The sequence below is a fragment of the Demequina globuliformis genome, assembly GCF_000975155.1.
GTDB classification, from domain to species: Bacteria; Actinomycetota; Actinomycetes; order Actinomycetales; family Demequinaceae; genus Demequina; species Demequina globuliformis.
This window is the reverse complement of record NZ_BBRG01000001.1, coordinates 481,903-508,227: the sequence shown is the minus strand read 5'-3', so window position 1 is coordinate 508,227 and position 26,325 is coordinate 481,903. Positions and strand designations below refer to the sequence as shown.

25 protein-coding genes are annotated in these 26,325 nt (G+C 66.4%); 20 read left to right on the top strand and 5 right to left on the bottom strand.

Features of this window, described 5'->3' with window-relative positions:
* Positions 1-20 precede the first annotated feature (20 nt).
* Positions 21-2,000 carry a glycosyl hydrolase family 18 protein gene (locus AOP75_RS02315; protein ID WP_083966632.1) on the top strand — a complete coding sequence of 660 codons (1,980 nt, stop codon included), beginning with the start codon at positions 21-23 and terminating at the stop codon, positions 1,998-2,000.
* A 17-nt stretch (positions 2,001-2,017) separates the two neighbouring features.
* On the top strand, positions 2,018-2,587 hold the full coding sequence (locus tag AOP75_RS02310) for a hypothetical protein (RefSeq protein WP_062076746.1): 570 nt from the start codon (positions 2,018-2,020) through the stop codon (positions 2,585-2,587).
* 85 nt (positions 2,588-2,672) lie between these two features.
* On the opposite strand, the gene AOP75_RS02305 is transcribed toward AOP75_RS02310, so the two are convergent.
* On the bottom strand, positions 2,673-4,511 hold the full coding sequence (locus tag AOP75_RS02305) for a phosphoenolpyruvate carboxykinase (GTP) (RefSeq protein ID WP_062076745.1): 1,839 nt from the start codon (positions 4,509-4,511) through the stop codon (positions 2,673-2,675).
* A 114-nt stretch (positions 4,512-4,625) separates the two neighbouring features.
* Between AOP75_RS02305 and AOP75_RS02300 the strand changes: the two genes are divergently transcribed.
* A complete protein-coding gene (locus AOP75_RS02300; protein ID WP_062076744.1) occupies positions 4,626-6,056 on the top strand; it encodes a helix-turn-helix transcriptional regulator in 1,431 nt (476 codons plus the stop codon).
* 71 nt (positions 6,057-6,127) lie between these two features.
* Positions 6,128-6,787 (top strand): FMN-binding negative transcriptional regulator, encoded by a 660-nt coding sequence (locus AOP75_RS02295; protein ID WP_062076743.1) that lies wholly within the window; start codon positions 6,128-6,130, stop codon positions 6,785-6,787.
* Here AOP75_RS02295 and AOP75_RS02290 read toward each other — a convergent pair.
* A complete protein-coding gene (locus AOP75_RS02290; protein ID WP_062076742.1) occupies positions 6,731-7,330 on the bottom strand; it encodes a hypothetical protein in 600 nt (199 codons plus the stop codon). The two genes, AOP75_RS02295 and AOP75_RS02290, sit on opposite strands and share 57 nt — an antisense overlap.
* A 101-nt stretch (positions 7,331-7,431) precedes the next feature.
* Between AOP75_RS02290 and typA the strand changes: the two genes are divergently transcribed.
* The 7 genes from typA (at position 7,432) to AOP75_RS02255 (ending at position 15,740) form a co-directional block, all read left to right on the top strand.
* The gene (typA, locus tag AOP75_RS02285; RefSeq protein ID WP_062076741.1) at positions 7,432-9,327 is read left to right on the top strand and encodes a translational GTPase TypA; all 1,896 of its coding nucleotides are present in this window, start codon (positions 7,432-7,434) and stop codon (positions 9,325-9,327) included.
* Positions 9,328-9,471: 144 nt separating this feature from the next.
* Complete coding sequence (locus tag AOP75_RS02280; RefSeq protein WP_152649912.1) at positions 9,472-10,074, top strand: hypothetical protein; 603 nt, start codon at positions 9,472-9,474, stop codon at positions 10,072-10,074.
* A gap of 82 nt (positions 10,075-10,156) precedes the next feature.
* Positions 10,157-10,507 (top strand): hypothetical protein, encoded by a 351-nt coding sequence (locus tag AOP75_RS02275; protein ID WP_062076739.1) that lies wholly within the window; start codon positions 10,157-10,159, stop codon positions 10,505-10,507.
* A gap of 91 nt (positions 10,508-10,598) precedes the next feature.
* Positions 10,599-12,848 carry a VanW family protein gene (locus tag AOP75_RS02270; protein WP_062076738.1) on the top strand — a complete coding sequence of 750 codons (2,250 nt, stop codon included), beginning with the start codon at positions 10,599-10,601 and terminating at the stop codon, positions 12,846-12,848.
* A 90-nt stretch (positions 12,849-12,938) separates the two neighbouring features.
* Positions 12,939-13,262 (top strand): ferredoxin, encoded by a 324-nt coding sequence (gene fdxA, locus AOP75_RS02265; RefSeq protein WP_062076737.1) that lies wholly within the window; start codon positions 12,939-12,941, stop codon positions 13,260-13,262.
* 9 nt (positions 13,263-13,271) lie between these two features.
* Entirely contained in the window at positions 13,272-14,393 is a 1,122-nt protein-coding gene (dapC, locus tag AOP75_RS02260; protein ID WP_062076736.1) for a succinyldiaminopimelate transaminase, read from the top strand.
* Positions 14,394-14,450: 57 nt separating this feature from the next.
* Positions 14,451-15,740, top strand: coding sequence for a citrate synthase (locus AOP75_RS02255; protein ID WP_083966630.1), 1,290 nt, complete (start codon positions 14,451-14,453; stop codon positions 15,738-15,740).
* A gap of 106 nt (positions 15,741-15,846) precedes the next feature.
* Here AOP75_RS02255 and AOP75_RS02250 read toward each other — a convergent pair whose 3' ends face one another.
* Together AOP75_RS02250 and dapD are read right to left on the bottom strand one after the other, a co-directional pair.
* Positions 15,847-16,713 carry a hypothetical protein gene (locus AOP75_RS02250; RefSeq protein ID WP_062076734.1) on the bottom strand — a complete coding sequence of 289 codons (867 nt, stop codon included), beginning with the start codon at positions 16,711-16,713 and terminating at the stop codon, positions 15,847-15,849.
* 1 nt (position 16,714) lies between these two features.
* Complete coding sequence (gene dapD, locus AOP75_RS02245; RefSeq protein ID WP_062076733.1) at positions 16,715-17,659, bottom strand: 2,3,4,5-tetrahydropyridine-2,6-dicarboxylate N-succinyltransferase; 945 nt, start codon at positions 17,657-17,659, stop codon at positions 16,715-16,717.
* Positions 17,660-17,764: 105 nt separating this feature from the next.
* On the opposite strand from dapD, the gene dapE reads away from it, so the two are divergent.
* The 3 genes from dapE to AOP75_RS12335 all read left to right on the top strand — a co-directional run bounded on the left by dapE (position 17,765) and on the right by AOP75_RS12335 (position 19,964).
* A complete protein-coding gene (dapE, locus tag AOP75_RS02240) occupies positions 17,765-18,871 on the top strand; it encodes a succinyl-diaminopimelate desuccinylase (protein WP_062076732.1) in 1,107 nt (368 codons plus the stop codon).
* A gap of 38 nt (positions 18,872-18,909) precedes the next feature.
* Positions 18,910-19,683 (top strand): LOG family protein, encoded by a 774-nt coding sequence (locus AOP75_RS02235; RefSeq protein ID WP_062076731.1) that lies wholly within the window; start codon positions 18,910-18,912, stop codon positions 19,681-19,683.
* Positions 19,684-19,796: 113 nt separating this feature from the next.
* Positions 19,797-19,964, top strand: coding sequence for a DUF3117 domain-containing protein (locus tag AOP75_RS12335; RefSeq protein ID WP_083966629.1), 168 nt, complete (start codon positions 19,797-19,799; stop codon positions 19,962-19,964).
* A 115-nt stretch (positions 19,965-20,079) separates the two neighbouring features.
* Here the strand turns inward: AOP75_RS12335 and AOP75_RS02230 are convergent, their stop codons facing one another.
* Complete coding sequence (locus tag AOP75_RS02230; RefSeq protein WP_062076730.1) at positions 20,080-20,712, bottom strand: O-methyltransferase; 633 nt, start codon at positions 20,710-20,712, stop codon at positions 20,080-20,082.
* A 127-nt stretch (positions 20,713-20,839) separates the two neighbouring features.
* Between AOP75_RS02230 and sigE the strand changes: the two genes are divergently transcribed.
* Genes sigE through AOP75_RS02200 form a run of 6 tightly spaced genes read left to right on the top strand, consistent with a single transcriptional unit; the run spans position 20,840 to position 26,324 of the window.
* On the top strand, positions 20,840-21,430 hold the full coding sequence (gene sigE / locus AOP75_RS02225) for an RNA polymerase sigma factor SigE (protein WP_062078319.1): 591 nt from the start codon (positions 20,840-20,842) through the stop codon (positions 21,428-21,430).
* Positions 21,427-22,269, top strand: coding sequence for an anti-sigma factor family protein (locus AOP75_RS02220; RefSeq protein WP_062076729.1), 843 nt, complete (start codon positions 21,427-21,429; stop codon positions 22,267-22,269). The genes sigE and AOP75_RS02220 overlap by 4 nt, the downstream gene beginning before the upstream one ends.
* 21 nt (positions 22,270-22,290) lie before the next feature.
* Entirely contained in the window at positions 22,291-23,751 is a 1,461-nt protein-coding gene (locus AOP75_RS02215; RefSeq protein ID WP_062076728.1) for a S1C family serine protease, read from the top strand.
* A 36-nt stretch (positions 23,752-23,787) separates the two neighbouring features.
* Positions 23,788-24,174 carry a twin-arginine translocase TatA/TatE family subunit gene (locus AOP75_RS02210; RefSeq protein WP_062076727.1) on the top strand — a complete coding sequence of 129 codons (387 nt, stop codon included), beginning with the start codon at positions 23,788-23,790 and terminating at the stop codon, positions 24,172-24,174.
* 50 nt (positions 24,175-24,224) lie between these two features.
* Positions 24,225-25,238 (top strand): tryptophan--tRNA ligase, encoded by a 1,014-nt coding sequence (gene trpS / locus AOP75_RS02205; RefSeq protein WP_062076726.1) that lies wholly within the window; start codon positions 24,225-24,227, stop codon positions 25,236-25,238.
* Positions 25,239-25,241: 3 nt separating this feature from the next.
* Positions 25,242-26,324, top strand: coding sequence for a YihY/virulence factor BrkB family protein (locus AOP75_RS02200; protein WP_062076725.1), 1,083 nt, complete (start codon positions 25,242-25,244; stop codon positions 26,322-26,324).
* Position 26,325 lies beyond the last annotated feature (1 nt).

The window sequence follows — 26,325 nt, the reverse complement described above, 5'->3', positions numbered from 1 at the left end:
GAGAACAAAGGACACACATCATGACCTCATCAACGAGGACGAGCCGCCGCAGCCCCTGGGCTGTCGTCGGCTCCGTGGTCGCCTCGCTCGCCCTGGTCGGCACCGCTGCCGCCAGCGCGTCCGCGAGCACGACCCAAGTGGCTTCCGCCACGCCCGTCACCACCCAGGCGGTCTCAACCCCCGACGGTGACTCCGCTATCAATGGCTACCGCAACGTCGGCTACTTCGCCCAGTGGGGCGTCTACGGCCGCGACTTCAAGCTCAAGCAGCTGCAGGACTCTGGCGCTGCCGCGGACTTGACCCACCTGAACTACGCGTTCGGAAACATCCACCACCAGACCTTGACGTGCTTCATCGCCAACAAGGCTCAGGGCACCGGCCCCAACGGCTCGGACGGCGCCGGTGACGCGTGGGCGGACTTCGGTATGGGCTACACCCCAGCGAACTCCGTCGCTGGCGTGCAGGACAAGTGGGACCAGCCTCTGGCCGGTAACTTCAACCAGATCAAGCAGCTCAAGGAAAAGAACCCCCACCTCAAGGCGATGATTTCGCTGGGCGGCTGGACCTGGTCCAAAAACTTCTCCAAGGCCGCGGCAACGGACGCGTCTCGCAAAAAGTTCGTCTCCTCCTGCATCGACCTCTACATCAAGGGCAACCTCCCCACGATCGATGGCAAGGGTGGCGCTGGCGCGGCTGCCGGTGTCTTCGACGGCATCGACATTGACTGGGAGTGGCCCGGATCCAACGCTGGCCTCGAGGGCAACCACGTCGACGAGGCGAGGGACAAGGAGAACTTCCGCTTGCTGCTGCAGGAGTTCCGCACGCAGCTGGACGCCTACGGCGCGCAGACGGGCAAGGACTACCTGTTGTCAGCGTTCCTTCCCGCGAGCCCCGCAGTCATTGACGCAGGTGGCTGGAACGACCCGCGCATCTTCGAGTCGCTGGATTTCGGCAACGTGCAGGGATATGACCTGCACGGCGCGTGGCAGCCGGGCCTCACTGGGCACCAGATCAACCTCTACGACGACCCTGCGGACCCACGTCCCGCGGGCGAGCAGTTCTCGGTCGACAAGGCGGTGTCGAAGTACATCAACGCCGGAATCGCACCCGAGCAGCTCGGTCTCGGCATGGCGATGTACGGCCGCGGTTGGAAGGGTGTTGCTGACGCAGAGCCCTGGAACTCCGCCAACGGTGGCGCGAATGGCACCTGGGAAGCTGGCATCGAGGACTACTACAAGTTGAAGAACGTCGGCACCTCGTACTTTGACCCCGAGGTCGTGGCGTCTTGGCGCTACGACGGTAACCAGTGGTGGACCCTGGACGATGACAAGACCATCCCGGTCAAGGCGGACTACATCCGTGAGAAGGGCCTGGGCGGCGGCATGTGGTGGGAGCTTGACGGCGACCGCAACGGCGAACTGACCAAGATTCTCATGGATGACCTGGAAGCTGGCCCTGCCGGCCCCATCGAGGGCGGCCCGGTCGTCACTCCCACCCCGACTCCGACCGAGACCTCCTCGCCGGACCCGACGGTGGACCCCACGACCTCGCCTGAGCCTTCGGTGACCCCGACGGTGACACCGACCGAGGACCCCACCGACTGCCCCGCAGCGTGGAACTCCGGCGCTTCCTACCCGGGCGGCACTGAGGTCTCGCACAACGGCCAGGCGTGGAAGAACAAGTGGTGGTCGCAGGGCGAAGAGCCCGGTGCCACCCAATGGGGCCCTTGGGTTGCCCAGGGTGACTGTGACGGTGCCGTCGACCCGACGCCCACCACGGACCCGACCACCGACCCCACCACGGACCCGACGACGGAGCCGACCACCGACCCGACCACCGACCCCGGACAGTGCGTCGCGGCCTGGAGCAATGGCGGCGTCTACGTCGGCGGTGACGAGGTCTCCTACAACGGCCACAACTACCGCGCAAAGTGGTGGACCACCGGCGAGGCGCCCGGCGCGTCGCAGTGGGGCCCGTGGACGGACCTCGGCGCTTGCTAGGTCGTTCAACCGCGCGGGTGCTCCCCGTTGCCCTCGCCGTGAGCGTGCTCGCGGCGGGGTGCACGGGGAGCACTCCCGCGCCGGGGGAGACGGAGGCCGCGCAGGCGACTGAGCAGTCTTCCCCGCCGGCAGAGGCCGCCGCGGCCATGCCGGTGGGGCCCCTCGAGATGGATGCGGCCGAGTACTGGACGCCTACGGAGGCCGATGGCGATATCGCTGTGGTCACCGCAGGCGGCTGCCAGGACGACGGCCCGTGCCCGGCCTTCGCTGTCATCTCCGGCGAGACGGCAGCGGCGGCGAACCCGTCTGAAGCCTTCTTCGATGATGGCGTGGCATGCCCGGTGCCGGGCACACAACCCAGCAGCGCGGAACTCCTCAGTGAACACGAGGCGACCGTCGCGGGTCACAGCGGCACTATGCATATGTTCGAGATCACCTGTGCGGATGACGATGGTGCCGAACAGGTGGCGGTGCCGCAGAACCAGTGGAGCCTGGAGACGGACGACGGCACGCTGTTGGTCGTGGACAGGTGGTCATTTGATGGCCTCCTGACCAAGGTTGCTGACGCCACACTCGTGGCGTCCTAAACCACCCCGCGTTCCCCGCCGAATGGCTCCATTTGGCTGTTTTAGCGTCGCTTAACAGCCAAATGGAGCCATTTGGCGGGGTTTTTTAGTGCGGCGGGATTTCCGCGAGGCGGGACCGCAGCTGCGCGTGCTGCTGGCGGAGGACCGTCGGCACCGCGTCTCCGTAGCCTTCAAGGAACCGGCCGGTGTCGTCGGCCTCAGCCGTGAGCATTGCCTCATCGACGTCGAACAGAGCGTCCCAGTCGGCACGGGGGACGCCCGCTGCCGCATAGTTGATCGCACCATCCACGGGCATGCGGCCCAATGGGCCGTCGACGTAGGAGTTGCGGCCTTCAACGCGGTCCAGAATCCACGCCAGTACTCGCGCGTTCTCCGCAAACCCCGGCCACAGGAACCGGCCGTCGTCCCCCTTGCGGAACCAGTTGACCTGGAAGATTGCGGGCGCACCGCCGGCCGCCTCTAGCGTGGTTCCTACGTCGAGCCAGTGCTGCCAGTGATCTGCCATGTGTGTGCCGGAAAACGGCATCATCGCAAACGGATCGCGCCGCAACTCGCCGACAACGCCCTCGGCTGCGGCCGTGCGTTCCGAGGCGAGCGTGGCGCCCAGGTACACGCCGTGCTCCCAGCTGCGCGCCTGGGTCACCAGGGGCACGTTGGTGGCGCGGCGCCCGCCAAAGATGATCGCGTCGACCGGAACCCCAGCTGGATCATCCCAGGTGTCCGCGATGGTGGGGCATTGGGAGGCGCTCACCGTGAATCGGGAGTTGGGGTGCGCCGCAGGGGTGGGGGAGTCCGGCGTCCAGTCGTTGCCGCGCCAGTCGGTGAGGTGGGCTGGTGGCTCCTCGGTGAGTCCTTCCCACCACACGTCACCGTCGTCTGTGAGGGCCACGTTCGTGAAGATGACGTCGCGCTGAAGCATGTCGACGGCGACGGGATTGGTGGACTGCCCGGTTCCCGGGGCGACACCAAAGAATCCCGCTTCCGGATTGATGGCCCTGAGCCGCCCGTCCGGTCCCGGAGCGAGCCATGCGATGTCGTCCCCAATGGTCTCGACTGTCCACCCAGGGATTGAGGGCTGCAGCATCGCGAAGTTGGTCTTGCCGCACGCGCTGGGGAAGGCCGCTGCGACGTGGAAGGTCTTGCCGCGCGGGTTCGTCACCTTGAGGAGCAGCATATGGGCTGCGAGCCATCCTTCGTCGCGGCCCATGGCGGAGGCGATGCGCAGGGCAAAGGCCTTTTTGGCCAGGATGGCGTTGCCGCCGTAAGCAGAGCCGAATGACCAGATCTCCCGGTCGTGCGGATAGTGCACGATGTACTTGGTGTCATTGCACGGCCACGGCACGTCGGTGTCGCCGGGGCTCAGGGGCGCGCCCACGGAGTGTACGGCCGGCACCCACTCGGTTTCCGGACCGATCTGGGCCAGCGCGTTCGCCCCCATGCGGGTCATGGTGCCGGTGCTCACCACCACGTATGGGGAGTCCGTGACCTGTACTCCGACGCGCGCAAGCGGACTCCCGACTGGGCCCATCGAGAACGGCACCACATACATGGTGCGCCCGCGCATGCTGCCTTCGAACAGCCCGTCGAGGGTCTCGCGCATCTCAGCCGGGTCCGCCCAGTTGTTGGTCGGTCCCGCGCCGTCCGGTGTGGGGGAGCAGATGAAGGTGCGTGATTCGACGCGAGCGACATCCTCGGGATGCGAGCGCGCGAGGTAGGAGCCGGGCCGTAGGTCGGGGTTCAAGGGCGTGAGGGTGCCAGCGTCGACGAGTGTCTCGATGAGTGCCGCGCGTTCCGACGGCGAGCCGTCGCACCAGTGGATGGAGTCAGGTTGGGTGAGCGCTGCGATGCGCTCGACCCAGGACACGACGCTGGTGGGGGCCGATGCCGGGGCTAGGAGAGCGGCGGTGGTGGCGGTGATGGTCATGGCGGCTCCTTGGGTTGGAAGGATTCCAGTGATTTCACCGTAGGCAGGTGTGGGGGCGAGGTATCGACTCATTTGCCCCGGAAGTTTCTCTGTTCTTTCGTTATCGTTAATTCCATGGCAAATCTCGTCACTGTGGGCCGTCGGATCCGCCACTACCGGACGCGCGCGGGACTCACGCTGGACCAACTGAGCCACGCCACTGGCACAGCGCCCAGCCAGTTGTCGCTCATCGAAAACGGGAAGCGCGAGCCGCGCCTGTCGCTCTTGCAGGAAGTCGCCGAGACCGTCGGCGTCACGGTGGCCGAGTTGCTGAAGGATGAGGCACCCTCGGGCCGCGATGCGATGGAAATGGAACTTGCGCGCGCCCAGGAGACGCCCGCGTATCGCGAGTTGGGGCTGCCATCGCTGCGCCCCACGAAAGCGATGACAGATGAAACGTTGCGCACCCTCGTGGGCCTGCACCGGGAACTGGATCGTCGCGCCCGCCAGGCCATCGCTACGCCGGAGTTAGCGCGGCGCGCGAACACTGACTTGCGGGCTCGGATGCGGGCCATCGACAACCACTTGCCCGAGGTCGAGATTGTCGCGCAAGAGGCCGTGGACGCGGTCGGCCACACCGGCGGCGCCCTCACCCACCGCACGGTAGCGCTGATGGCGGAGCGCGTGGGCCTCAGCATCGTGCACACGGACGACCTTCCGCACTCGGCCCGCGCCGTGGTCGACAATGCGCACGGCCGCATCTACATCCCGCCGGCGTCCATTCCCGGCGGGCACGGGCTGCGCTCCCTTGCGCTCCAGGCCGTCGCGCAAAAGGTGCTTGAGCACGGCGAGCCCGCAGACTACGGCGAGTTCCTGCGCCAGCGGCTGGAGGCCAGCTACTACGCCGCGGCCTGCCTCATGCCGGAGAAAGCCTCGGTGCGTTTCCTGGACGAGGCCAAGCGATCGCGCCACCTGGCGATTGATGACTTCCGCGATGCCTTTGGCGTCACGCACGAGGCGGCCGCGCTGCGCTTCACGAACCTGGCAACCGTGCACCTCGGGATCACGCTGCATTACGTCAGGATCGCGGGAGACGGCACCGTTCAGGGCGCGTACGAGAACGACTCACTGCCCTTGCCGCTTGACGCGACGGGATCGACGGAGGGTGAAGTGGTGTGCCGCTACTGGAGCGCGCGGCGGGCCTTCGCGCGCGCGACCCGCACGACCGAGCACTACCAGTACACCGACACGCCTGCAGGAACGTTCTTTGAGGCGACCCAGACGGGCATTGGCGCGGAGGAGTACTCCATCACCGTGGGCGTGCCCTATGCGGATTCCAAGTGGTTCCGCGGGCGGGAGACGCCGCTGCGGGAGGTGTCGACGTGCCCTGATGTCACGTGCTGCCGGCGCCCAGAAGACGGACTCGCGGAACAATGGCACGGCCGCTCCTGGGCGTCTCCACGGGTGCGCCCCTACCTCTTTGCACCATTGCCACACGGGACATATCCCGGTGTGGATGACCGCGAATTGCACGAGTTCCTGGAAGCGCACGCGGAGGAGATTTAGGTCCCAGCTCACCGAGCACTGGCACCATCCAACGGGAGTCTTCCACGCACTCGGAAAACTAGGCTTCCCGTATGTACATCCCGCGCTTGACTCACATGGATGCCGGCAGTGTCCGTGGCTTTGTCGCGGAGATCGCAGCGGCGCAGCTTGTCACCGTAGGCCCCGGCGGGGAGCCGCTGGCGACCCAGGTGCCGATCGTCTGGGACGGCGACACAGTCGAAGCGCACCTCGCTGTGCAGAATCCTCACGCCGAGGCGCTCGAGGATGGCCAGGCGGCACTCCTCATCGTCACGGGTCCGCAGGCGTACGTCACGCCGCGGTGGTACGAGGCAAAGGCTCGGCACGGGCGCGTGGTGCCCACGTGGAACTACTCGTCAGTGCAGATCCGCGGAACCGTGACAGTTCATCGCGACCCGACCTGGCTTCACCGCTCAGTGACGCGATTGACGGACGTGCATGAGGCGGGGTCGGCCCAAGCGTGGCGCGTCGACGACGCGCCGGAACCATTCGTTCGCGGCCAGTTGCGCGCCATCATCGGCATCGAGGTGGCGGTCGCTGCGGTGCACGCCAAGGACAAGCTCAGCCAGAACAGGTCCGACGCTGACCGCGATGCGATCATCGCTGGTCTTGAGGAGCAAGCTGGCATGGCGGCCGCGGTCGCCGCACGTATGCGTCTACGCGAGGAAGAAGCCCGCCAAGACGGCTGCGAGCGCTCCACACACCAGCGCTAGCCCCACGGGGTCCCAGCGCCGCTCGAGTGGCGCTCTGCCCGCCCACGCTGCCTGGTCGGCCGCGCGGTGGGGCCCTTCGAGCCACTGCTCCTCCGCGCCGCGAATCATCGCGACAAGGTCGGCCGCCATCTGCTCCGAAGGCGCCTTACGACGGTCGCGCCGGTGGGGATCGGGGGCGGCGAAAGCGCCTACCTTCGAGGCATCGTCCATCACCAACTCGAGGCCCCAGCGAGTGTGCAGGTCCTTCAAGCGAGCGAACGGCACTGTCACGACCTGCGTGATGTTGTGCACCACAATCGCGTGCTCGTTGACGATGACGATGGGGCGCATAAACAACGCGACCGCGAGCATGGCCACGGCGCCTCCGATCAGCACGGGCACGGCGACCGATCCCGTACCTCCCGCGGTTGCTCCCAGCCCAGCGATCAGCACTCCGCCTGCAATGCCGAGCCAGCCCCAGATGGGTGCCGTCCGGGTGCGGTAGGAGTCGACTGCATCCGTTGAGGACGTGCGCGGGGCGTCGGGGGAGGGGCGACGAAGCATGGCCCCATGGTCCCACGCAGGCGCCACGCGGGCGCGCCCGCTAGAATGTACCGGCGCCCCGTTCGGTGCGCGCTCCCACTTCAATGAATCGAGTTGTCTCCATGCCTGTGCGCTCCGACCTGCGCAATGTCGCGATCGTCGCCCACGTCGACCACGGTAAGACCACCCTTGTTGACGGCATGCTCGTCCAGGGCGGCGCCTACGGCGACCACGCCCACATCGAAGACCGCGCCATGGACTCTGGCGACCTGGAGCGCGAGAAGGGCATCACGATCCTCGCCAAGAACACGGCGATCCGCTACACCGGTGAAGCTGCCGGCCCGGAGGGCGTGACGATCAACGTGATCGATACCCCTGGCCACGCTGACTTCGGTGGCGAGGTGGAGCGCGGTCTGTCGATGGTGGACGGTGTGGTGCTCCTCGTCGATGCATCCGAGGGCCCCCTGCCCCAGACCCGCTTTGTGCTGCGCAAGGCGCTCGCGGCCAAGCTTCCCGTGATCATTGTTGTCAACAAGGTTGACCGTCCCGACAGCCGCATCGCCGAGGTCGTCGAAGAGACCCACGACCTTCTTCTGGGCCTGGCCTCTGACCTCCACGACGAGGTCCCGGACCTCGACATCGACGGACTCCTCGAGGTGCCCGTCGTCTACGCGTCCGCGAAGGCCGGCCTCGCGTCCCTTGAGCAGCCCGCTGATGGTTCGCTCCCGGACTCCGAGAACCTTGAGCCCCTGTTCCAGACCATCATGGAGCGCATTCCCGGCCCCAGCTTCGAGGAGGGCCACCCGCTTCAGGCGCACGTGACCAACCTTGACGCGAGCCCCTTCCTTGGGCGTCTTGCGCTCCTGCGCATCTTCAACGGCGAGCTGCGCAAGGGCCAGCAGGTGGCCTGGGCGCGTGCTGACGGCAGCACCCAGACCGTGAAGATCACGGAACTGCTGGAGACGAAGGGCCTGGACCGCGTGCCAGCAGAGGTCGCACGGCCCGGCGACATCGTTGCCGTTGCCGGTATCGAGGAAATCACCATTGGTGAGACCTTGACCGACATCAACGACCCCCGCCCGCTGCCGCGCATCACGGTGGACGACCCTGCGATCTCGATGACCATCGGTATCAACACCTCGCCGCTGGCTGGCCGCGTCAAGGGCGCCAAGGTGACTGCGCGCCAGGTGAAGGACCGCCTGGACAAGGAGCTGATCGGTAACGTCTCTATCCGCGTCCTGCCCACCGAGCGTCCCGACGCATGGGAGGTGCAGGGCCGTGGCGAACTGGCGCTCGCGATCCTCGTGGAGCAGATGCGCCGCGAGGGCTTTGAGTTGACCGTCGGCAAGCCGCAGGTCGTCACCAAGGAGGTCGATGGCAAGGTCCATGAGCCCATGGAGCACATGACCATCGACGTCCCCGAGGAGCACCTTGGCGCCGTGACGCAGCTGCTCGCGTCGCGCAAGGGCCGCATGGACTCGATGTCCAACCACGGCACTGGCTGGGTGCGCATGGAGTTCATCGTCCCTGCTCGCGGCCTGATCGGCTTCCGCTCAACGTTCCTCACCGAGACCCGCGGTACCGGCATCGCGTCGTCCATCTCGCACGGTTTCGCGCCGTGGGCCGGACCCATCGAGTACCGCACCAACGGGTCGCTCGTTGCAGACCGTACGGGCGCCGTGACTACCAACGCGCTGCTGCTCCTTCAGGACCGCGGCACGTTCTTCGTGAAGCCCACCCAGGACGTGTACGAGGGCATGGTCGTGGGTGAAAACTCGCGCGGCGAGGACATGGACATCAACATCTGCAAGGAGAAGAAGCTCAACAACATCCGGTCGGCCACCGGTGACGAGTTGGAGCGTTTGACCCCTCCGCGCACGTTGACGCTGGAGGAGTCCCTCGAGTTCGCTCGCGAAGACGAGTGCGTCGAGGTCACCCCCGAGAACATCCGCATTCGCAAGGTCGAGTTGGACGCGACGTTGCGCGCGCGTGCTGCTTCGCGCGCCAAGAAGATGTAACGCGCCTTCGCGCCGTGCCACAGGGCCGATGCCCCGCCCACCCGGGCGGGCATCGGCCCTGTGGCGTTTACCCCCCCGGTTGCGAAGGTGAACCTTCGGTGAACCCTCGCGCGCGTCGCGCGCGTTCGCTCTAGCGTGCTGAGTATGAACAGACGCCGCAGTAGCCGCGCCACTGTCACTGCGGCGGTGGTGGCCACTTTGGTGATGGGCGGGTGTGCCGCCGAGGGCACCTCCAGCGAAGCCGGGCCGTCGAGTGCGACGGCAACAACCCTGGAGGGAAGTACGGCCCCCACAGCGGGCGCGGCTACTGATGGGGCCGATGATGCCGCTGATGCGGCCGATGACGCCGCGCAGGCTGGCGAGGACACTGCCGAGCAGGCACTCGCGGAGACTGACGTGGTGGGCGCTGAGGTTCCGCCTGACTTCCCTATCGACGAGGTCCCGCTGGCACAGGGCACGACCAACATTGGAGTGTCTGACATGGGCTCGGGGGATGTCTACACGGTGGTGATTGCGGGGGATGGTGTGGTCGACGCCCAGGTGGAGGCCCTGGCGGCCGCTGGATGGGCCATCGAATCCGAGTACGACAACGACAACGGGATTGGCGGCACCACCGCCACGACCGTCTTCTACGAACCGCAAAGCGACTGGAAAGTCGAACTGTACGGATTTGACGCGAACTTCAATGTTGACGGCGCTCCTGAGCAGGTCGCCGTCACCGTGTGGCCGTCCGCCTACGACGAGTAGTGTGCCCCGGCGCGCATTACGGATTCGCAACGCCTGACCGTGGTCGTCGGCGCTTGCGTGTGTTGCACCTATTCTTGAGCGCATGAAGGACTCCGTAGGGTATGTGGTGGTCAGCCTGGCCGGTCTGTTGACCGCGACCGTGGGCGCCGTCGCCTACCGTTCGCTCGCACCGTGGGGCGCTGTCATGGCGATCCTGATGGTGCTGGCCGCCGCGATCTTCGCGCGCGCATGGCTGTCCTGGACTGGGCTCGGCTTGTATGCGGGGCTGTGGGGGATGGCCACCTTGGTGTGGTCACTGAATGGGCCGGGCGGCTCCGTGCTGATCGCCCAGGACCCGCTCGGAATTACGTGGTTGGGGGGAGCGGCCGTCGCCATCGTGATTGCCGCAGTCATCCCCGTGAAACTTCTTGTGGGGGACGATGTCACGCCGTAGGGATCTGGATCGACAGGCCGCCGAGCAGGAACTTCGGCGTCGCCGGAGTTCAGCCGCGCACCGGAGCCTACGCAAACGGGCCGAACGGGGAGTGGGGGCGCACTCCGCCGCCGGAGCATCGGCCCCACAACCCCCGGACCAGGCCTCCGAGCCGAGCCCTCGCGTTGAGCGGACGCCCACCTCCGAACTCGTCGCGCCCACATGGCTCGCCGCCGAGCACGCAGACGACGAGCCGACGACCGTGGACCCCACGACCGATCAGCACGCAGAACGCGTGAGTTTTGTCGCCGCCGCTGCGGCCGCCAGGCTTGGACGGCACTCTCGTCCACAGGCCGACGAGGCACCCGACAACGCGCGCGGTGATGCGGCAGCGACAGAAGTGATGCCTGCCGTCGACGCCGACCCCACTGCTGCGACCGAGGTTCATGATCCGGTGCCATCGGACGAGCAGTCGGACGAGGCGAACGACGCCGCGGCCCCCGGTGCGACGGCGGTAGCAGCCGGCGCCGCCGCCGGCGCGGCCTTCGCGAGCGCGGCAGACCACCCCGCACCCGCCCACCCCGTGTCCGCTCAGAGCGCGCCCGGCCAGACGGCATCCACCGAACAGTCGTCCACTGACCGTGCAGAAGAGGCAGACGTGAGCCCAGCAGGCCCGACGAAGAAGAGCCGTCGGGGCCGCGGATGGATTGTCGCGGCCGTCTTTGTCCTGGTCCTCGCGGGTGCCTATGTTGGCGCCGCGGCGTTGTTAGCCAACACGGTGCCGCGAGGCACGTCGACGCTGGGCGTTGACATTGGCGGCATGTCCACCGGGCAGGCAGTAGCGACGCTCAACGACCACGTTGCCGAGATCAATGCGCAGCCGATCACCGTGACCGTCGCTGACACCGAGGGTGTCGTCACGGGGGCCGATGCTGGCCTGAGCGTGGATGCGCAGGCCACAGTCGAGCAGACGGTCGGCTTCACCCTCGAACCCCAGCGCATGTGGGAGCGCATCGCAGGCGGCGGCGAGCTCGAGCCGGTCAAGACTGTCGACGATGATGCCCTGGTGGCTGCCATGACGGACCTGGCGAGCCAGGTCGACCGCGAGCCCGTCGACGCGGTCGTGGAGATCGTGGGCACGGCCGCCACCGTCACCGACGGACAAACCGGTATCACGTTGGACGCTGACGCGACCGGCGCCGTCGTCGCCACGGCGTGGCCAAGCACCGAGCAGGTCGAGGGCGTTGCCGAGGTTGCCGACCCTGAGATCACCACCGCCGATGCAGACGCGTTCGCAGATGAAGTCACCACGGTGGCGCTGGCAGGACCGGTGACTCTTGCCAACGACACGGGCGACGTCGACGTCACCGCCGAGCAGATCGCCTCCCTGGCGACCGTCGACACCGAGGGCGGAGTCCTCAGCCTCGTGGTCGACGGCGAACCGCTCGCCAAAACGATTGAGGATGAAAACCCGGACCTGGTCGTCGAGGCCAAGGACGCCGAGTTGTCGTTCACGAGTAGCCACCAACTCGAGACGGTTGAGGGTGTTGACGGCCAGGCGGTGGATGCTGCGAACCTTGGTCCCGCGGTGATCGAGGCCGCCTATAGCCCCACTCGCTCAACCGAGCTGCCGGTCGAGGTGACCGAGCCGGAGGTCTCCAATGACGACCTCGGGATCGAGGACCTCAAGGAGGTCGTGGCGACATTCGATACGCCGTTGACCAACGAGCCCATCCGAACCCAAAACCTGCGCACCGCAGCCGCGGATGTCGAAGGCACGGTCATTTTGCCGGGGGAGCAGTTCAACCTGGCGGAGACGCTCGCGCCCATCACGCCCGAGGAAGGCTACGGCGAGGCGCACGTGATCGTCGACGGCGTCTTGACGAGCGGCGTCGGTGGTGGACTGTCGCAGATGGCGACCACGACGTACAACGTGGGCTACTTCTCCGGCTTCGATCTGATCCAGCACCGGCCCCACTCGGTATGGTTCACGCGCTACCCCGCAGGTCGCGAATCCACGCTGTGGGGCACGACCATCAACGTGATCTTCGAGAACAACACGCCCTACGCGGCTGTGATGAACAGCTACATCTCTGGCGGGCGCTTGTATGTGGACATGTGGTCCACTCCGCACTTCGACGTGGAGACCTATGCGTCGGACAAGACGAACGTGCGCTCGCCCGGCGTGAAGGAAGTGGACAGCCCCAACTGCGAGGCCAAGGGCCCGGGTCAGGACGGCTTCACGATCACGAACACGCGCAAGGTGTTCCTCGACGGCGAGCAGGTAGATGAGAACGTCGACACCTGGACCTACGCGCCCGACGACGCTATCAAGTGCGTGTCCCCGAATGACGATGACTAACTGAAACCACGCTCGCGCCAACGTGCTCCACCCGGGAGCCGACGGCGGTATGATGGTGCGGCCAACGCACCCCCGGATGGAGGAGACGAAGTGACCTACGTCATTGCTTTGCCTTGTGTCGATGTGAAGGACAAGGCCTGCATCGACGAGTGTCCCGTCGACTGCATCTACGAAGGCGAGCGCTCGCTCTACATTCACCCCGACGAGTGCGTGGACTGCGGCGCGTGCGAGCCCGTGTGCCCGGTGGAAGCCATCTACTACGAGGACGATGTCCCGGACAAGTGGGCGGACTACTACAACGCCAACGTGGAGTTCTTCTCCGAGATTGGCTCTCCCGGTGGCGCCGCAAAGATGGGTCTGATCGAGCACGACCACGACCTCATCAAGTCGCTCCCGGCCAACCCGAACGGCTGATCCGCGCGCATGGGGCTGCACCCGCGCGCGCTTCCCGACTTTCCTTGGGACTCTCTGACGCCGTTCCGCGAGCGGGCCGCTCAGCACCCTGACGGGGTGGTGGACCTCTCCGTAGGCACGCCGGTTGACCCCACGCCAGAGTTGGTGCGCGCCGCCCTCCGCGATGCCGCCGACGCTCCCGGATACCCCACCACCATGGGGACTGTGGCGGTGCGCCAGGCGATTGTGGACTGGTTCGCGCGCACCCGTGGCGTGGCGGGCCTCGGCCTCGATGGCGTGATCCCGACGGTGGGTTCCAAGGAAATGGTGGCGTGGCTACCGGCTCTTCTGGGTCTCGGTGAGGGCGACGCGGTCGTCTTCCCGACATCGGCCTACCCGACCTACGCTGTCGGTGCGACTCTCACGGGCGCCACCGCAGTCGCTGCGGATGACCCTGCCGACTGGGCCGGCCGCAAGGACGTCAAGCTTGTATGGATCAACTCGCCATCCAACCCCACCGGAGAGGTCCTGGGAGTCGAGAGACTCCGCGCCGTCGTCGACCAGGCCCGTGCGATCGGGGCTGTCGTCGCCTCCGACGAGTGCTACGCCGCCTTGCCGTGGAGCGAGCCGTGGACGACCCAAGGTGTGCCCTCCGTCTTGGATGAGCGGGTCAGCGGCGGGTCGCATGAGTCCCTGCTGGCGCTGTACTCCCTGTCAAAGCAGTCCAACCTCGCGGGCTACCGGGCGGCCTTTGTCGCCGGCGATCCCGTCGTGATCGGGGCGCTACTGGAGACGCGCAAGCACGCGGGCATGATTGTTCCCGCTCCCGTCCAGGCCGCCATGGTGGCGGCGCTCGCGGATGACGAGCACGTGTCCAGCCAACGCGAGCTTTACCGCGCCCGTCGCGACGCGCTGTTGCCGGCCGTCGAACGCGCCGGTTTCACCGTGACAGGCTCGGACGCGGGCTTGTATCTGTGGGCCACTCGGGGTGAAGATTGCTGGGACACCATCGCGTTCCTGGCGGACCTCGGAATCGTCGCGGCACCGGGAGCGTTCTACGGTGATGCGGGCGCCCAGCACGTCCGTATTGCGCTCACCGCCACCGATGAGCGCATTGCCCAGGCGGTCAAGCGGCTGCCTATTCGCGGGTAAACTCAAGCCCAAGCGAACGCACACAAAGGCGCTGCGGCGCACGGAGGGACCCTCAGTATGACTCGAGTTGTCGACGCACGAATGACCGTGGACGGCACCACCAGGGAGCTCCCGATCGAGAGGGCGACAGTCGGCAACGACGGCGTCTCGGTCTCCACGCTCCTGCGCGACACCGGACTGGTGACCGTGGACCCCGGCTTCATGAACACCGCCTCGTGCGAGTCCGCCATCACCTACATTGACGGCGACGCCGGCATCCTCAAGTACCGCGGGTACCCCATCGAGCAACTCGCAGAGAACTCCACGTTCCTCGAGGTCGCCTACCTCCTCATTCACGGCAACCTGCCCACCGAGGACCAGCTCAACGCATTCAACAACCGCGTCAGCCGCCACATGCACGTGCACGAGGGCATCAAGACGTTCCTTGGCGCCTTCCCGCGTGATGCCCACCCCATGGCGGTCCTGTCCGGCGCCATCTCCGCGCTGTCGACGTTCTACCCCGAGTCGGTGGGCACCTCGGAAGACGAGCTTGAGCTCGCGACCGTGCTGCTGCTGGCGAAGTCCGCCACCGTGATCGCTTACCTGCAGCGTCGTTCCACCGGCGGTGACCTCATTGAGCCCCGTCAGGGTGGTCGCTATGTCGACGAGTTCATGCGCATTGGCTTCTCTGGCGCGGACGGCGAACTTGCGATCGACCCCATCATGCGCAAGGCGCTCGACCTGCTGCTGATCCTGCATGCCGACCACGAGCAGAACTGCTCGACCTCGACCGTTCGCATCGTCGGCTCGTCGCAGGCGAACATCTACGCCTCCGTCGCTGCCGGCGTTGGCGCCCTGTCTGGCCCGCTTCACGGCGGCGCCAACGAGGCCGCGCTGCGGATGTTCGACCAGATCAAGGAGTCCGGCGACACCGTTGAGCAGTTTGTCGCGAAGGTGAAGGACAAGGCCGAAGGCGCCCGCCTGATGGGCTTTGGCCACCGCGTCTACAAGTCGTACGACCCGCGCGGCGCGCAGGTGAAGAAGGTCGCGAACCAGATTCTGTCCGACCTGGGCGGCAACGATGAGACCTTCCAGATGGCCCAGCGCCTCGAGGAGATCGCGCTGTCCGACGAGTACTTCATCGAGCGCAAGCTCTACCCCAACGTGGACTTCTACACCGGGCTGCTGTACTCCGCCATGGGCTTCGACAAGGCCATGTTTACGCCGCTGTTTGCGCTGGGACGCATGCCTGGCTGGATCGCTCACTACCGCGAGATGCTGGCTGACCCGCGCACCAAGATTGGTCGCCCGCGCCAGATCTACACGGGTGAGACCGACCGGGACTACACGCCGATCGAATCGCGCTAACCCCCGTTCCCGCCAAATGGCTCCATTTCGCTGTTATCGCTAGTTAAAACAGCGAAATGGAGCCATTTGACTATGTGGGCACGGGTGGGGGCTGCGGGCCGACGCGTCAGTCAGCCCGCGTGCGTAGCGTCACCGTCACTGCGGACTCGGGCGCCGGTGGTGGCGCGGAGCCGTCCCGAACCCACTGTGCAGTGGCGCTCACCGCCGAGGTGACCTGCTCGTGCGCAGCGACCGCGACGGCCCACCGCTGGACAGCGCTGTTGGCCAGGGCATCGGCCCCCGTCACACGAAGCACCGTGTCATCGCCGTCCGTGCCGACAACCTCGACGACGTAGGCATCCTCGCCGAAGTCCGCCGCAAGCCTGCCCGCGAATGCGCGCGTGGTGGTCGGCTCGATCGGCTGGTCGAGGTCGCAGGTGATGGTTCCGCCGTTGCCCGTCAGGGCGGAGGCCCATAGCCGGCCTTCTTCCTCGTGATCGGCATAGGCCAGAGGGAACCCGGAGCGCTGGACCTCCTGCGCGGCGTCGGTGATCTCCATCTCGGTCCAGGCCGCGACCTTGATGAGCGCCTCGTAGAACCTGTCGGTCGCGTAGTGGGGGTCCATGATCTCGTTTTCAGTTCCCCATCCCTGCGAGGGGCGCTGCTGAAACAGACCGAGCGAGTCGCGGTCGCCGTAGTCGATATTGCGTAGCGACGACTCCTGGATGGCGGTGGCCACGCCAATGGTCCCGGCGCGCGCTGGCAAACCCCAGCGCATCGATCCCGCCACGATGAGCGCGGTGTTGTTGGCTTGCTCGGCTGTCTTGGTGTCGGAGCGCTCGGCGACTGCCACGGTGCACCGTGAGGATGCCGCAGGCTCGTCGTTCAAGCGTTCCCACAGGCGCGGCACCCACACCAGCGCGGCGACGGTCACGGCGAGGACCAACCCCACAGCGATCAGGCTCGCGCCGCGACCGCGACGCCGCTGAGCCACGCTAGTTCGCGTGAAGAGCGGCGTTCAGCTCCACGCCGGCGCCTTGGCGCATGACTGCCTCAAGCGCGCCGGACACAGAGTTGCGGCGGAACAGAATGCCGTCCTTGCCCGCAAGCTCCTTAGCCTTGACGACGACCGGCTTGCCGTCGTCATCGGACTGGCCGACGAGCAGCACCTTCGAGCCCGCGGTGACGTAGAGGCCAGCCTCGACGACGCAGTCGTCGCCGAGCGGAATTCCCAGGCCGGAGTTCGCTCCCAACAGCGACCGCTCACCGATGGAGATCACTTCCTTGCCGCCGCCGGACAGAGTGCCCATGATGGAGGCGCCGCCGCCCACATCGGAACCGTCGCCCACGACCACTCCAGCAGAGATGCGGCCCTCGACCATGGAGTGGCCGAGCGTGCCCGCGTTGAAGTTCACAAAGCCCTCATGCATCACCGTGGTGCCCTCGGCAAGGTGCGCTCCTAGGCGCACGCGGTCGGCATCCGCGATGCGGACGCCGGACGGGATGACGTAGTCCACCAGGCGGGGGAACTTGTCGATGCCGTACACGGTGAGCTGCTGCCCGGCCGCGCGGAAGCGCAGGCGGGTCGCGTCGAAGCTCTCGATTGCGCACGGCCCGGCGGAGGTCCACACCACGTTGGTCAAAGCACCGAACACGCCGTCGAGGTTGAGGCCGTGGGGCTTCACGACGCGGTGGGAGATGAGGTGGAGGCGAAGGTAGGCGTCCTCCACGGTGGCGGGAGCCTGGTCAAGGTCGATGACGGTATGGACGGCGCGAATGGTCACGGCACGCAGGTCGTCGTAGCGCTCTGCCGCCGCGAGGCCCGCCGGGATGTTGCCGGTGGGTCCCTCGCCGAGCCCGGGGGAGGGGTACCAAGTGTCGAGTGCGACGCCGTTCGCGTCGTAGGTGGCCAGTCCGAATCCGTAGGCAGAGCGAGTCATGGGCACAAGCCTAGTTGAGGGCGCAGACACGCCACGCGGTGACGGATCGGTGACGTCGGCTAGGCGCGGCGTGGTGAGGGCCGATGCTGTGGATAGGGTGGCGGCATGGCTGACCTTGATCTGAGCGCACCAGTGGCGCAACTCGCCGCGGACTTGGTGAACATCCCTTCCGTGTCCGGTGACGAGAGCGCGATTGCCGATGCGGTGGAGCGGGCGCTACGGCAGTGCTCCCACCTGTCCGTGACGCGCGATGGCGACGCCATCGTGGCCCGGACGGAGACCGGGGCGAGTGAGCGTGTCATCATCGCCGGCCACCTTGATACGGTCCCGATCAAAGATAATGTGCCCGGCCGTTTCGATGACGATGGCGCGACGCTGTGGGGGCGCGGAAGCGTCGACATGAAGGCGGGCGTTGCCGTCATGCTGTCGTTGGCGGCCCAGGTTCAGCACCCGTCTCGTGACGTCACGTGGGTCTTCTACGACCATGAGGAGGTCGAGGCGACGAAGAACGGCCTTGGCCGCATGGTGCGGCACCACCCGGACCTTCTTGACGGCGACTTTGCGGTGCTGTGCGAGCCCACCTCTGCCGCGATCGAGGGCGGGTGCAACGGCACCGTACGTGTAGAGGTCACGGTCCCTGGCAAGGCGGCGCACAGCGCGAGGGCATGGAAAGGGATCAACGCGATTCACGGCCTCGCGCCGCTGTTGACCGTGCTGGCGGCCTACCGCCCGGCCACAGTGACGGTGGACGGGCTCGACTACCGTGAGGGGCTCAACGCCGTTGGTGTGCGCGGCGGGATTGCAGGCAACGTGATCCCGGATGCGGCCACCGTGACGATCAACTACCGGTTCGCGCCGGACAAAAGCCTTGAGGAAGCGAAGGCTCACGTGACTGCCGTGGTTCGTGCGGCCCTGCCTGGGGACCACACCATGGTCTGGACCGATGAATCGGCCGCGTGCCGACCCGGCCTCGACGCGCCGCTGGCGCAGTCCTTCGCCACGGCCGTGCGTGCTGCGGGCGGGGGTGAGCCGCGCGCCAAGGAAGGGTGGACGGACGTGTCGAGGTTCGGAGACATGGGCATTCCTGCCGTGAACTACGGCCCCGGTAACCCGGAACTCGCCCACGCTGACGACGAACACTGCCCGGTGGCGGATATCCACGCGTGCCGCGCGGGTATGGAAGCGTGGCTCACAGCCCCGCCTGAGATGTGATTCACGAGCCCACCGGCTCACGACGTAAGGAGGACGCGATGTCTGAATACCGCAAGGGACCGGTGCTGCTGCGCGGTCGCAACATTCCCTCGAGTTCCACGTCCGGCCGCCTCTTGGGCAATCAGGATGAGCCGGACTGGCTCCACGGCGATCCGTGGCGCGTGCTGCGCATTCAAAGCGAGTTCGTGGAGGGCTTTGGCGCGCTCGCAGAGCTGGGACCCGCGATCTCCGTGTTCGGCTCTGCCAGGACTACCCCCGATGCGCCCGACTACGAGCAGGGAGTCACCATTGGCCGCCGGCTTGTCGAGGAGGGCTTCGCCGTGATCACCGGCGGCGGTCCCGGCGTGATGGAAGCCGCGAACAAGGGAGCTAGCGAGGCAGGCGGAGTCTCCGTCGGGCTCGGCATTGAGTTGCCCTTCGAGCAGGGCGTGAACAGTTTCGTGAACCTCGGCATCAACTTTCGGTACTTCTTTGCCCGCAAGACCATGTTCGTGAAGTACGCCCAGGGTTTCATCGTTTTGCCCGGCGGGTTCGGAACCATGGATGAGCTCTTTGAAGCCCTCACATTGGTGCAGACACGGACCATCACCAAGTTCCCGGTGGTGCTGGTCGGGCACCGCTACTGGGATGGATTGGTGGACTGGTTGCGAGACTCCGTGGTCGCCGACGGCAAGGCGTCATCCACCGACATGGACCTATTCCATGTGACGGATGATGTGGAAGAGGCGATCCGCATTGTGGTCGAGTTTTCGCGCGGCGAAGGGACGGGACCAGAGGTTCCAGCGACGCCGCCGCGGGCGGAGCCGATGTAGCATCACGGCTCCGATCTGCGGGGATGTTTGGGGCGCGACCATGACACGTCGTAGAATGGTCTGCGGTGCCGTGCGTATGCGCGGCCGACGCACACTGGCGAGGAGAAGCACATATGGCTGCGATGAAGCCCCGTACCGGCGACGGCCCCATGGAGGTCGTGAAGGAGGGTCGCGGGTATGTGATGCGAGTGCCACTTGAGGGTGGCGGTCGTCTCGTGGTCGAGATCAACGCGGACGAGGTCGCTGAACTCCGCGACGCCTTGGCTGGCGCCCTGCAGTAGGGCTCAACCGCCCCAAGGGATGACGGCTCGCGCCGCGAACACACCAGCGCGCGGGCACGTCACCACTGGTCACTCCTGTCTTGGGTGGCGTTGCCGGCGCGCCCGTGCAGGTCAGTTACGCGTTCTTGATCGCAACCAGGAGACCGTCGCCCGCAGGTAGCAGGACAGTCGTGAGCGACTCATGTTCGCGGACGCTCTTGAGTGTGGTGCGGATCGCGGTGGTCTCTTGGTCGCGCTGGGCGGGATCGGGCACGCGCCCGTGCCACAGCGCGTTGTCGATGGCGATCATGCCCCCCACACGCACCAGGCGCAACGCCTGCTCGAGGTACTGCGGGTACTCGACTTTGCGTGCGTCGATGAGTACCAGGTCGTAGCCGCCGTCGGTGAGCCGCGGGAGCACGTCGAGCGCACGCCCCGTAATCATGCGCGCTCGCTCGGGCGGGAAACCGGCCGCGGCGAGCGTCTTACGGGCGGCCTTGTGGTGCTCGGGTTCGACGTCGATCGTGGTGACCACACCGCCGCTGACCATGCCGCGCAGCAAGTATGTGGTCGAGACGCCCGTGCCGGTGCCGATCTCCACGACGGACCTGACGCCTGCGGCCTGGGCAAGCAGTTGCAACGTCTGCCCGGCGCCCGGGAGAACGGGCGGGCAGCCCAACTCCTCTGCGACGTCGCGGGCGACTAGGAGAACCCTGTCTTCGGGTACAAAGTCCTCGGCGTACGCCCAGTTGGTACCTTCGATGCTCATGGGTGGCCTCCTCTATGCCGCATCGTAGTCGCCCTGTAGGGACGTATGTCTCAGCAAACTCCCAGCATCGCGTGGGAACATGTTCTTGTTGGTAGCCGTTGATCGTGATGTGGAGGAGGCAACTGAGATGACTCAAGTGCAAAGTGAGCACGCCTCCATCACGCCTACGAACCCGCCCCAGGATCTAACGTGGGAGCGCATCGTGGAGGAACACTCCGGTCGCGTTTACCGGCTGGCCTATCACCTCACCGGCAATCAGCACGATGCCGAGGACCTCACGCAGGACGTCTTCATCCGCGTGTTCAACTCGCTGTCGCAGTACAAGCCCGGGACCTTCGAGGGTTGGCTTCACCGCATTACGACCAACCTGTTCCTTGACCGCATGCGCCGCAAGAAGCGCATCCGATTCGACTTCATGGCCGATGACGATGCCGCCGTTCCCACGTCCGACAGCTTCGATCGCCACGAGCGTTCGGGACAGCCAGAGGACGCCTTCGACATGGCCCACCTTGGCGACGACATCGTCGCCGCCCTCGCCGACCTTCCCCCTGAGTACCGCGCAGCTGTGGTGCTGAGCGACATCGAGGGTCTCAGTTACGAGGAGATTGCCGCCACGCTCGGCATCAAGATGGGCACTGTCCGGTCCCGACTGTCTCGCGCCCGCGCGAAGCTCCGTGAGTCCTTGGCTCACCGCGCGCCGGTGCGAGGTGGCGTGTGAAGCAAGAGCACCTGGGAGAGCGCGTCCACGATTTGCTGGACAACCGGCTCACGCCGCTGCAGGCGGCCGATGCCATGGCTCACCTTGACGTGTGCGCCGACTGTCGCACGCGCTGGGCAGAGTTGAGGGCTGCGCGAGAGGCGCTCCAGTCGTCGCCCGCGGGAATCGACATGAGTTTCGCGCAGCAGTTGCTCGACCGTGACCGCATGTCGCAGATCGCCCAACGTGAGTCCAAGCGGGACGCGCGCGCGGCCGCCGGCCACGCGCACCGCCCCATGATGGCGCTCGTGGTCATGCTGATCGTGTTGTCCTCGGGTGTGGTCGGCGCATACGCGGCGGGAGCCCCCGAGCGGGTCGAGCCCGCGTTCGCGGACGGAGCCGACTCCGACGACAACACCGTGTCCTACATGACGTCGACCTCGATGCGCTCGGACGATGTGCTCAGCGCTTGGGCCCATCCCGAATGGGACAGCGCCGACGTCAAGCCCGTCGAGGCTCGCGTGGTTCATGATGCCTACGGCGACGACGTCCTCTTGCTGTGGTTGGTGGCTGGTTCCGAGACCATCGTGGTTGCAGAGCAGCGCGGCAGTCTCGACTATGCGGCTGCGGACGCCTACCCACGCGTGGACTTGGGTGGTGTGACCGCGTTCCTCGTAAGCGAGCAGCCGCGCCGCCTGCTGTGGGAGACCGGCGACTTCGTGGTCTCTGCGGCGTGTGAGTGCACCGCCGCGACATTGGAGGCAGCGGCCGCCAGTTTTCCCGCCACCAGCACCCCCGGATTCCTGGACCGTGTGGGCGACGGAGCGATGCGTATCGCTCAGGTCCTCACCGGCGAATGACACCCTCTGACAAGGAGCGCCATGTCTGACAACCCCTTTGCCTCGCCCAACGAGCGTCGCCGCGACGCTGAAGACGCCCCGCAAGGTACGCCGGCATCGGCCGCAACGCCGCCCGCATCCGCGGCGTCCGCGCCCTCCGCTGCTGACCCGCAGCAGCAGGACACCGAGGTCATTGACCCGTCGCAGGTCCGCGCTCCGCAGGCTCCCGTCAGCGGGGCCGCTTATGCGCAGCCTCCGGCCACTGTGCAGCAGCCCGTCTACGCTCAACCCCCGGCCCCTCACGGCGCCATGGCCGCGCAGCCAGACGGCACCTTCTCCACCGCTGAGCCTGCCTACGATGGCGCGGGCTACCACGGGGGAGCGCCAGCTCCCCACCAGGCGCCGACCAAGAAGGACAAGCGCGGCCGCGTAGGTGCAGGCGCAGTGGCTGGTATCACGGCCGGCGCACTGGTGCTTGGGCTCGGCGGAGGAGTGCTGGGTGCGTGGGCCTTCGATGAGTTCACTGAAGCCCCGCAAGCGTCCATCGCCACCTCGACTGTCGAGGCCGTTGACCGTCCCGAGGGTTCCGTCGCCGCCGTCGCCGCGGAGGCGATGCCCTCTGCAGTCTCGATTGAGGCCTCAAGCCAGCTGGGGTCGTCGACCGGCTCCGGCTTTGTCATCCGCGAGGACGGCTACATCCTGACCAACAACCACGTGGTCGAGGGCGCGCAGGACATCACGGTCGTGTTCTCCGACGGGTCCGAGCACCCCGCAGAGCTGATTGGCGCGACCGGGGACTACGACCTCGCCGTCCTGCACGTGGAACTGAGCGGGCTCACGCCGCTGGTGTTCGCGGACTCCGACCAGGTGGTCGTCGGTGACGAAACCATCGCCGTCGGGTCGCCACTAGGCCTCGAAGCCACGGTGACCACTGGCATCGTCTCCTCGCTGCACCGTCCCGTGCGCGCCGGCGAGTCGAGCGAACCAGCCTTCATCGACGCCATTCAGACGGACGCGGCCATCAACCCGGGTAACTCAGGTGGGCCGCTTCTCAACGCCAATGGCGAGGTGATTGGCGTGAACTCAGCCATCGCGACCTTGTCGACTTCGACGGACACCACTGGATCCATTGGCCTGGGCTTCGCCATTACCTCGAACCAAGCCAAGCGCACCGCTGAGGAGCTCATCGAGACCGGGACGGCGACCTACCCGATCATCGGCGTGCTGCTCGACGACACCTACACCGGCGAGGGGGTCAAGGTTCTGGACGACCCCAGCGGCGTGACGGACGGAATGCCAGCGGGTGAAGCGGGGATCGAGCCTGGAGACGTCATTACGGCCATTGACGGCCGTCCCATCACCCAGGTCGACGAGCTCATTGTGTCGATCCGCGCGATGGCGCCAGGTGACGAGGTGACGTTGACGGTGTTGCGCGACAACCAGGAGCAGGACATCACCGTGACGCTCGCCTCCTCCGCGACGCTCGAGGCACAGCAGGGGTGATCGCGACCGGACTGCTGAACACGGCACAATAGTGCTGTGTTCGGCATCAACGGAGGAGAGCTCCTCGTCCTCATCCTGATCGCGATTGTCGTGATCGGTCCCGAACGCATGCCCGAGTACGCTGCCCAGCTTCGCCGCTGGGTGGTCCGCGGGCGCGACTGGGTGAACCAGGGCAAGGACCAGGTGAAGTCGGAGGTAGGCGATCAGGTCGACTGGACCCAGTACGACCCCCGCCAGTACGATCCCCGTCGGATTGTGCGCGAGGCGCTCGCTGAGCCCAGCCCCGCTGCCCAGGCACCTCCAGTGCGCCCCGTCACCCAGGCATCGGCCCCCATCACGGCCGCTGCTGCGCAGCCTGGCCCCTCCGCTAGCAATCCAGATGCTCGTGGCGCGGCGGCGCCCTTTGACTCGGAAGCGACGTAGCCGCTCCCCGCGTTGTACAGCACTCGGGCCGATGCGGAACAATAGCGGGCATGAAACCTCGCGTGTTCTCGGCTATGCAGCCCACAGCAGACTCCCTCCAGCTGGGAAACTTTCTGGGAGCCCTGGTGGAGTGGGTCAAGCTACAGGACACGCATGACGCGATCTACGGTGTGGTCGACCTGCACGCGTTGACCGTGGCGCCGGAACCCGAGGTATTGCGGCGCCGCTCGCGTGTCACCGCCGCTCAGTTCCTGGCGGCCGGGGTGGACCCGTCGCGCTCGATCGTCTTCCTCCAGTCGCACGTACCCGAGCACGCCGAGCTGGCCTGGTTGCTGAGCACCTTCACCGGCATGGGTGAGGCAGGGCGCATGACTCAGTTCAAGGACAAGTCCGCGAGGGTGGGCGAGTCCGGTACCAACGTGGGCCTGTTCACCTACCCCATCCTGATGGCCGCCGACATCCTTCTGTACGACACCAACGTGGTGCCCGTGGGTGAGGACCAGCGACAGCACCTCGAGCTGTCTCGCGACCTCGCGATGCGCCTCAACGCGCGCCTTGGCGAGGACACCGTCACCGTGCCAGAGCCGCACATCGTGAAGGAGACAGCGAAGATCTTTGATCTTCAGGAACCGACCAAGAAGATGTCGAAGTCGTTCTCGAGCCCCAAAGGCATCATCGAAATTCTCCAAGACCCCAAGTCAGTCGCTAAGAACATCAAGGCTGCAGCCACGGACTCGGACGCGGTCATCGCTTTCGACCGCGAAAACAAGGCGGGCGTGTCCAACCTGCTCACGATCTACTCTGCACTCGACGGACGCAGCGTTGATCAACTGGTGGCGGACTACGAAGGCAAGATGTATGGCCACCTGAAGGTCGACCTCGCGGAGGTCGTGGTCAACTACCTGACGCCCATCCATGACGCTGCGATGGAATGGATCGAGTCTCCTGACCGTTTGGACGCAGTGTTGGCCGACGGTGCGGAAAGGGCCAGCGAGATCGCGTCGGCCACCCTTGAGCGGCTGTATGACCGAGTGGGACTGTTGCGCCCTAGTCACCGGAGGTAGCCCGTGAGCGAGCCCACCGACCCCAAGCGCATGCCGCTGCGCGGCACGTTCGAGGAAACGACGACCGCCAAAAAGGGGCGCGCTGCGCTTGAGGACTCCGGCGCAATCGACAAGACCAAGGCGGCCATTGCGGAAGCGAAGAGCCGCAAGGAACGGTTCGACGAGAGCCACGTGGGCCGGATGCTGGAGCGCATCAAGGATGGCAACGCGATGCTGCTTGCGGGCGGCATCGCCTACTTTTCCTTGACGTCTCTCGCGGCGGCCGTGGTGATCGGTGTGACACTGTCCAGCTTCCTGGTCTACAACAACGAGGCGTGGAACGACGCGTTCTACGGCTTCATCGACGACATCCTGCCGGGGATTGTCGGTACCGGCGAGGACGCGGTGATCGACCCGTCCGACATCGAGCCTCAGGGCCTCACGGGGGTCGTCGGAATCGTCTCCTTCATCATTCTTTTCAACACCGCCTCGCGGTACCTGCGCGGAAACCGCATCGGCGTGCGCGTCATGCTGGGCAATGGGTCCGCGGCGCCGGCGCAGGGCAAGCTGAGGGACTTTGCGGTGCTGTTCGCGCTCATCTTGCTCGTGGTCCTAGGGATTGGCTTGCAGGTGCTGGCGTCGCGGTTTGCGACCACCGTCGCGAGTTGGTTCGCCGTGGAGTGGATTTCTGAGAGCGTGATCCGGGCGCCTGCCATCATCATTGGTGGGCTACTCGATGCCGCCTTTGTGGGCTTGCTCATCGTGGTCCTGGGGGGATTCCGGGGCTCGCGTCAGCACCTCCTGTGGACATTGCTGGCGGCAGCCGTGGCGATTGGAGTGTTGCGCCAGGCCGTGTCGCTCATCATCGCGTCCGTGTCCTCGAACCCGGTGCTTGGCTCCGTCGCGGCGATCGTAACCGTCATGATCTTTGTGGACTTCATCGCGCGCATTGTGCTCGTGGGGTCCGCGTGGCTCGGGACTCTTCCCGACAGCGAACTCGGCGACCATGGCTCGGCGCCTACCCAATCGTTGGAAGCCCCGCCGCGCCGGGGCAAGGGGTCGGTCACCACGACCCGCGCGACAGGACGGTCCCACACGTCGTCATAAC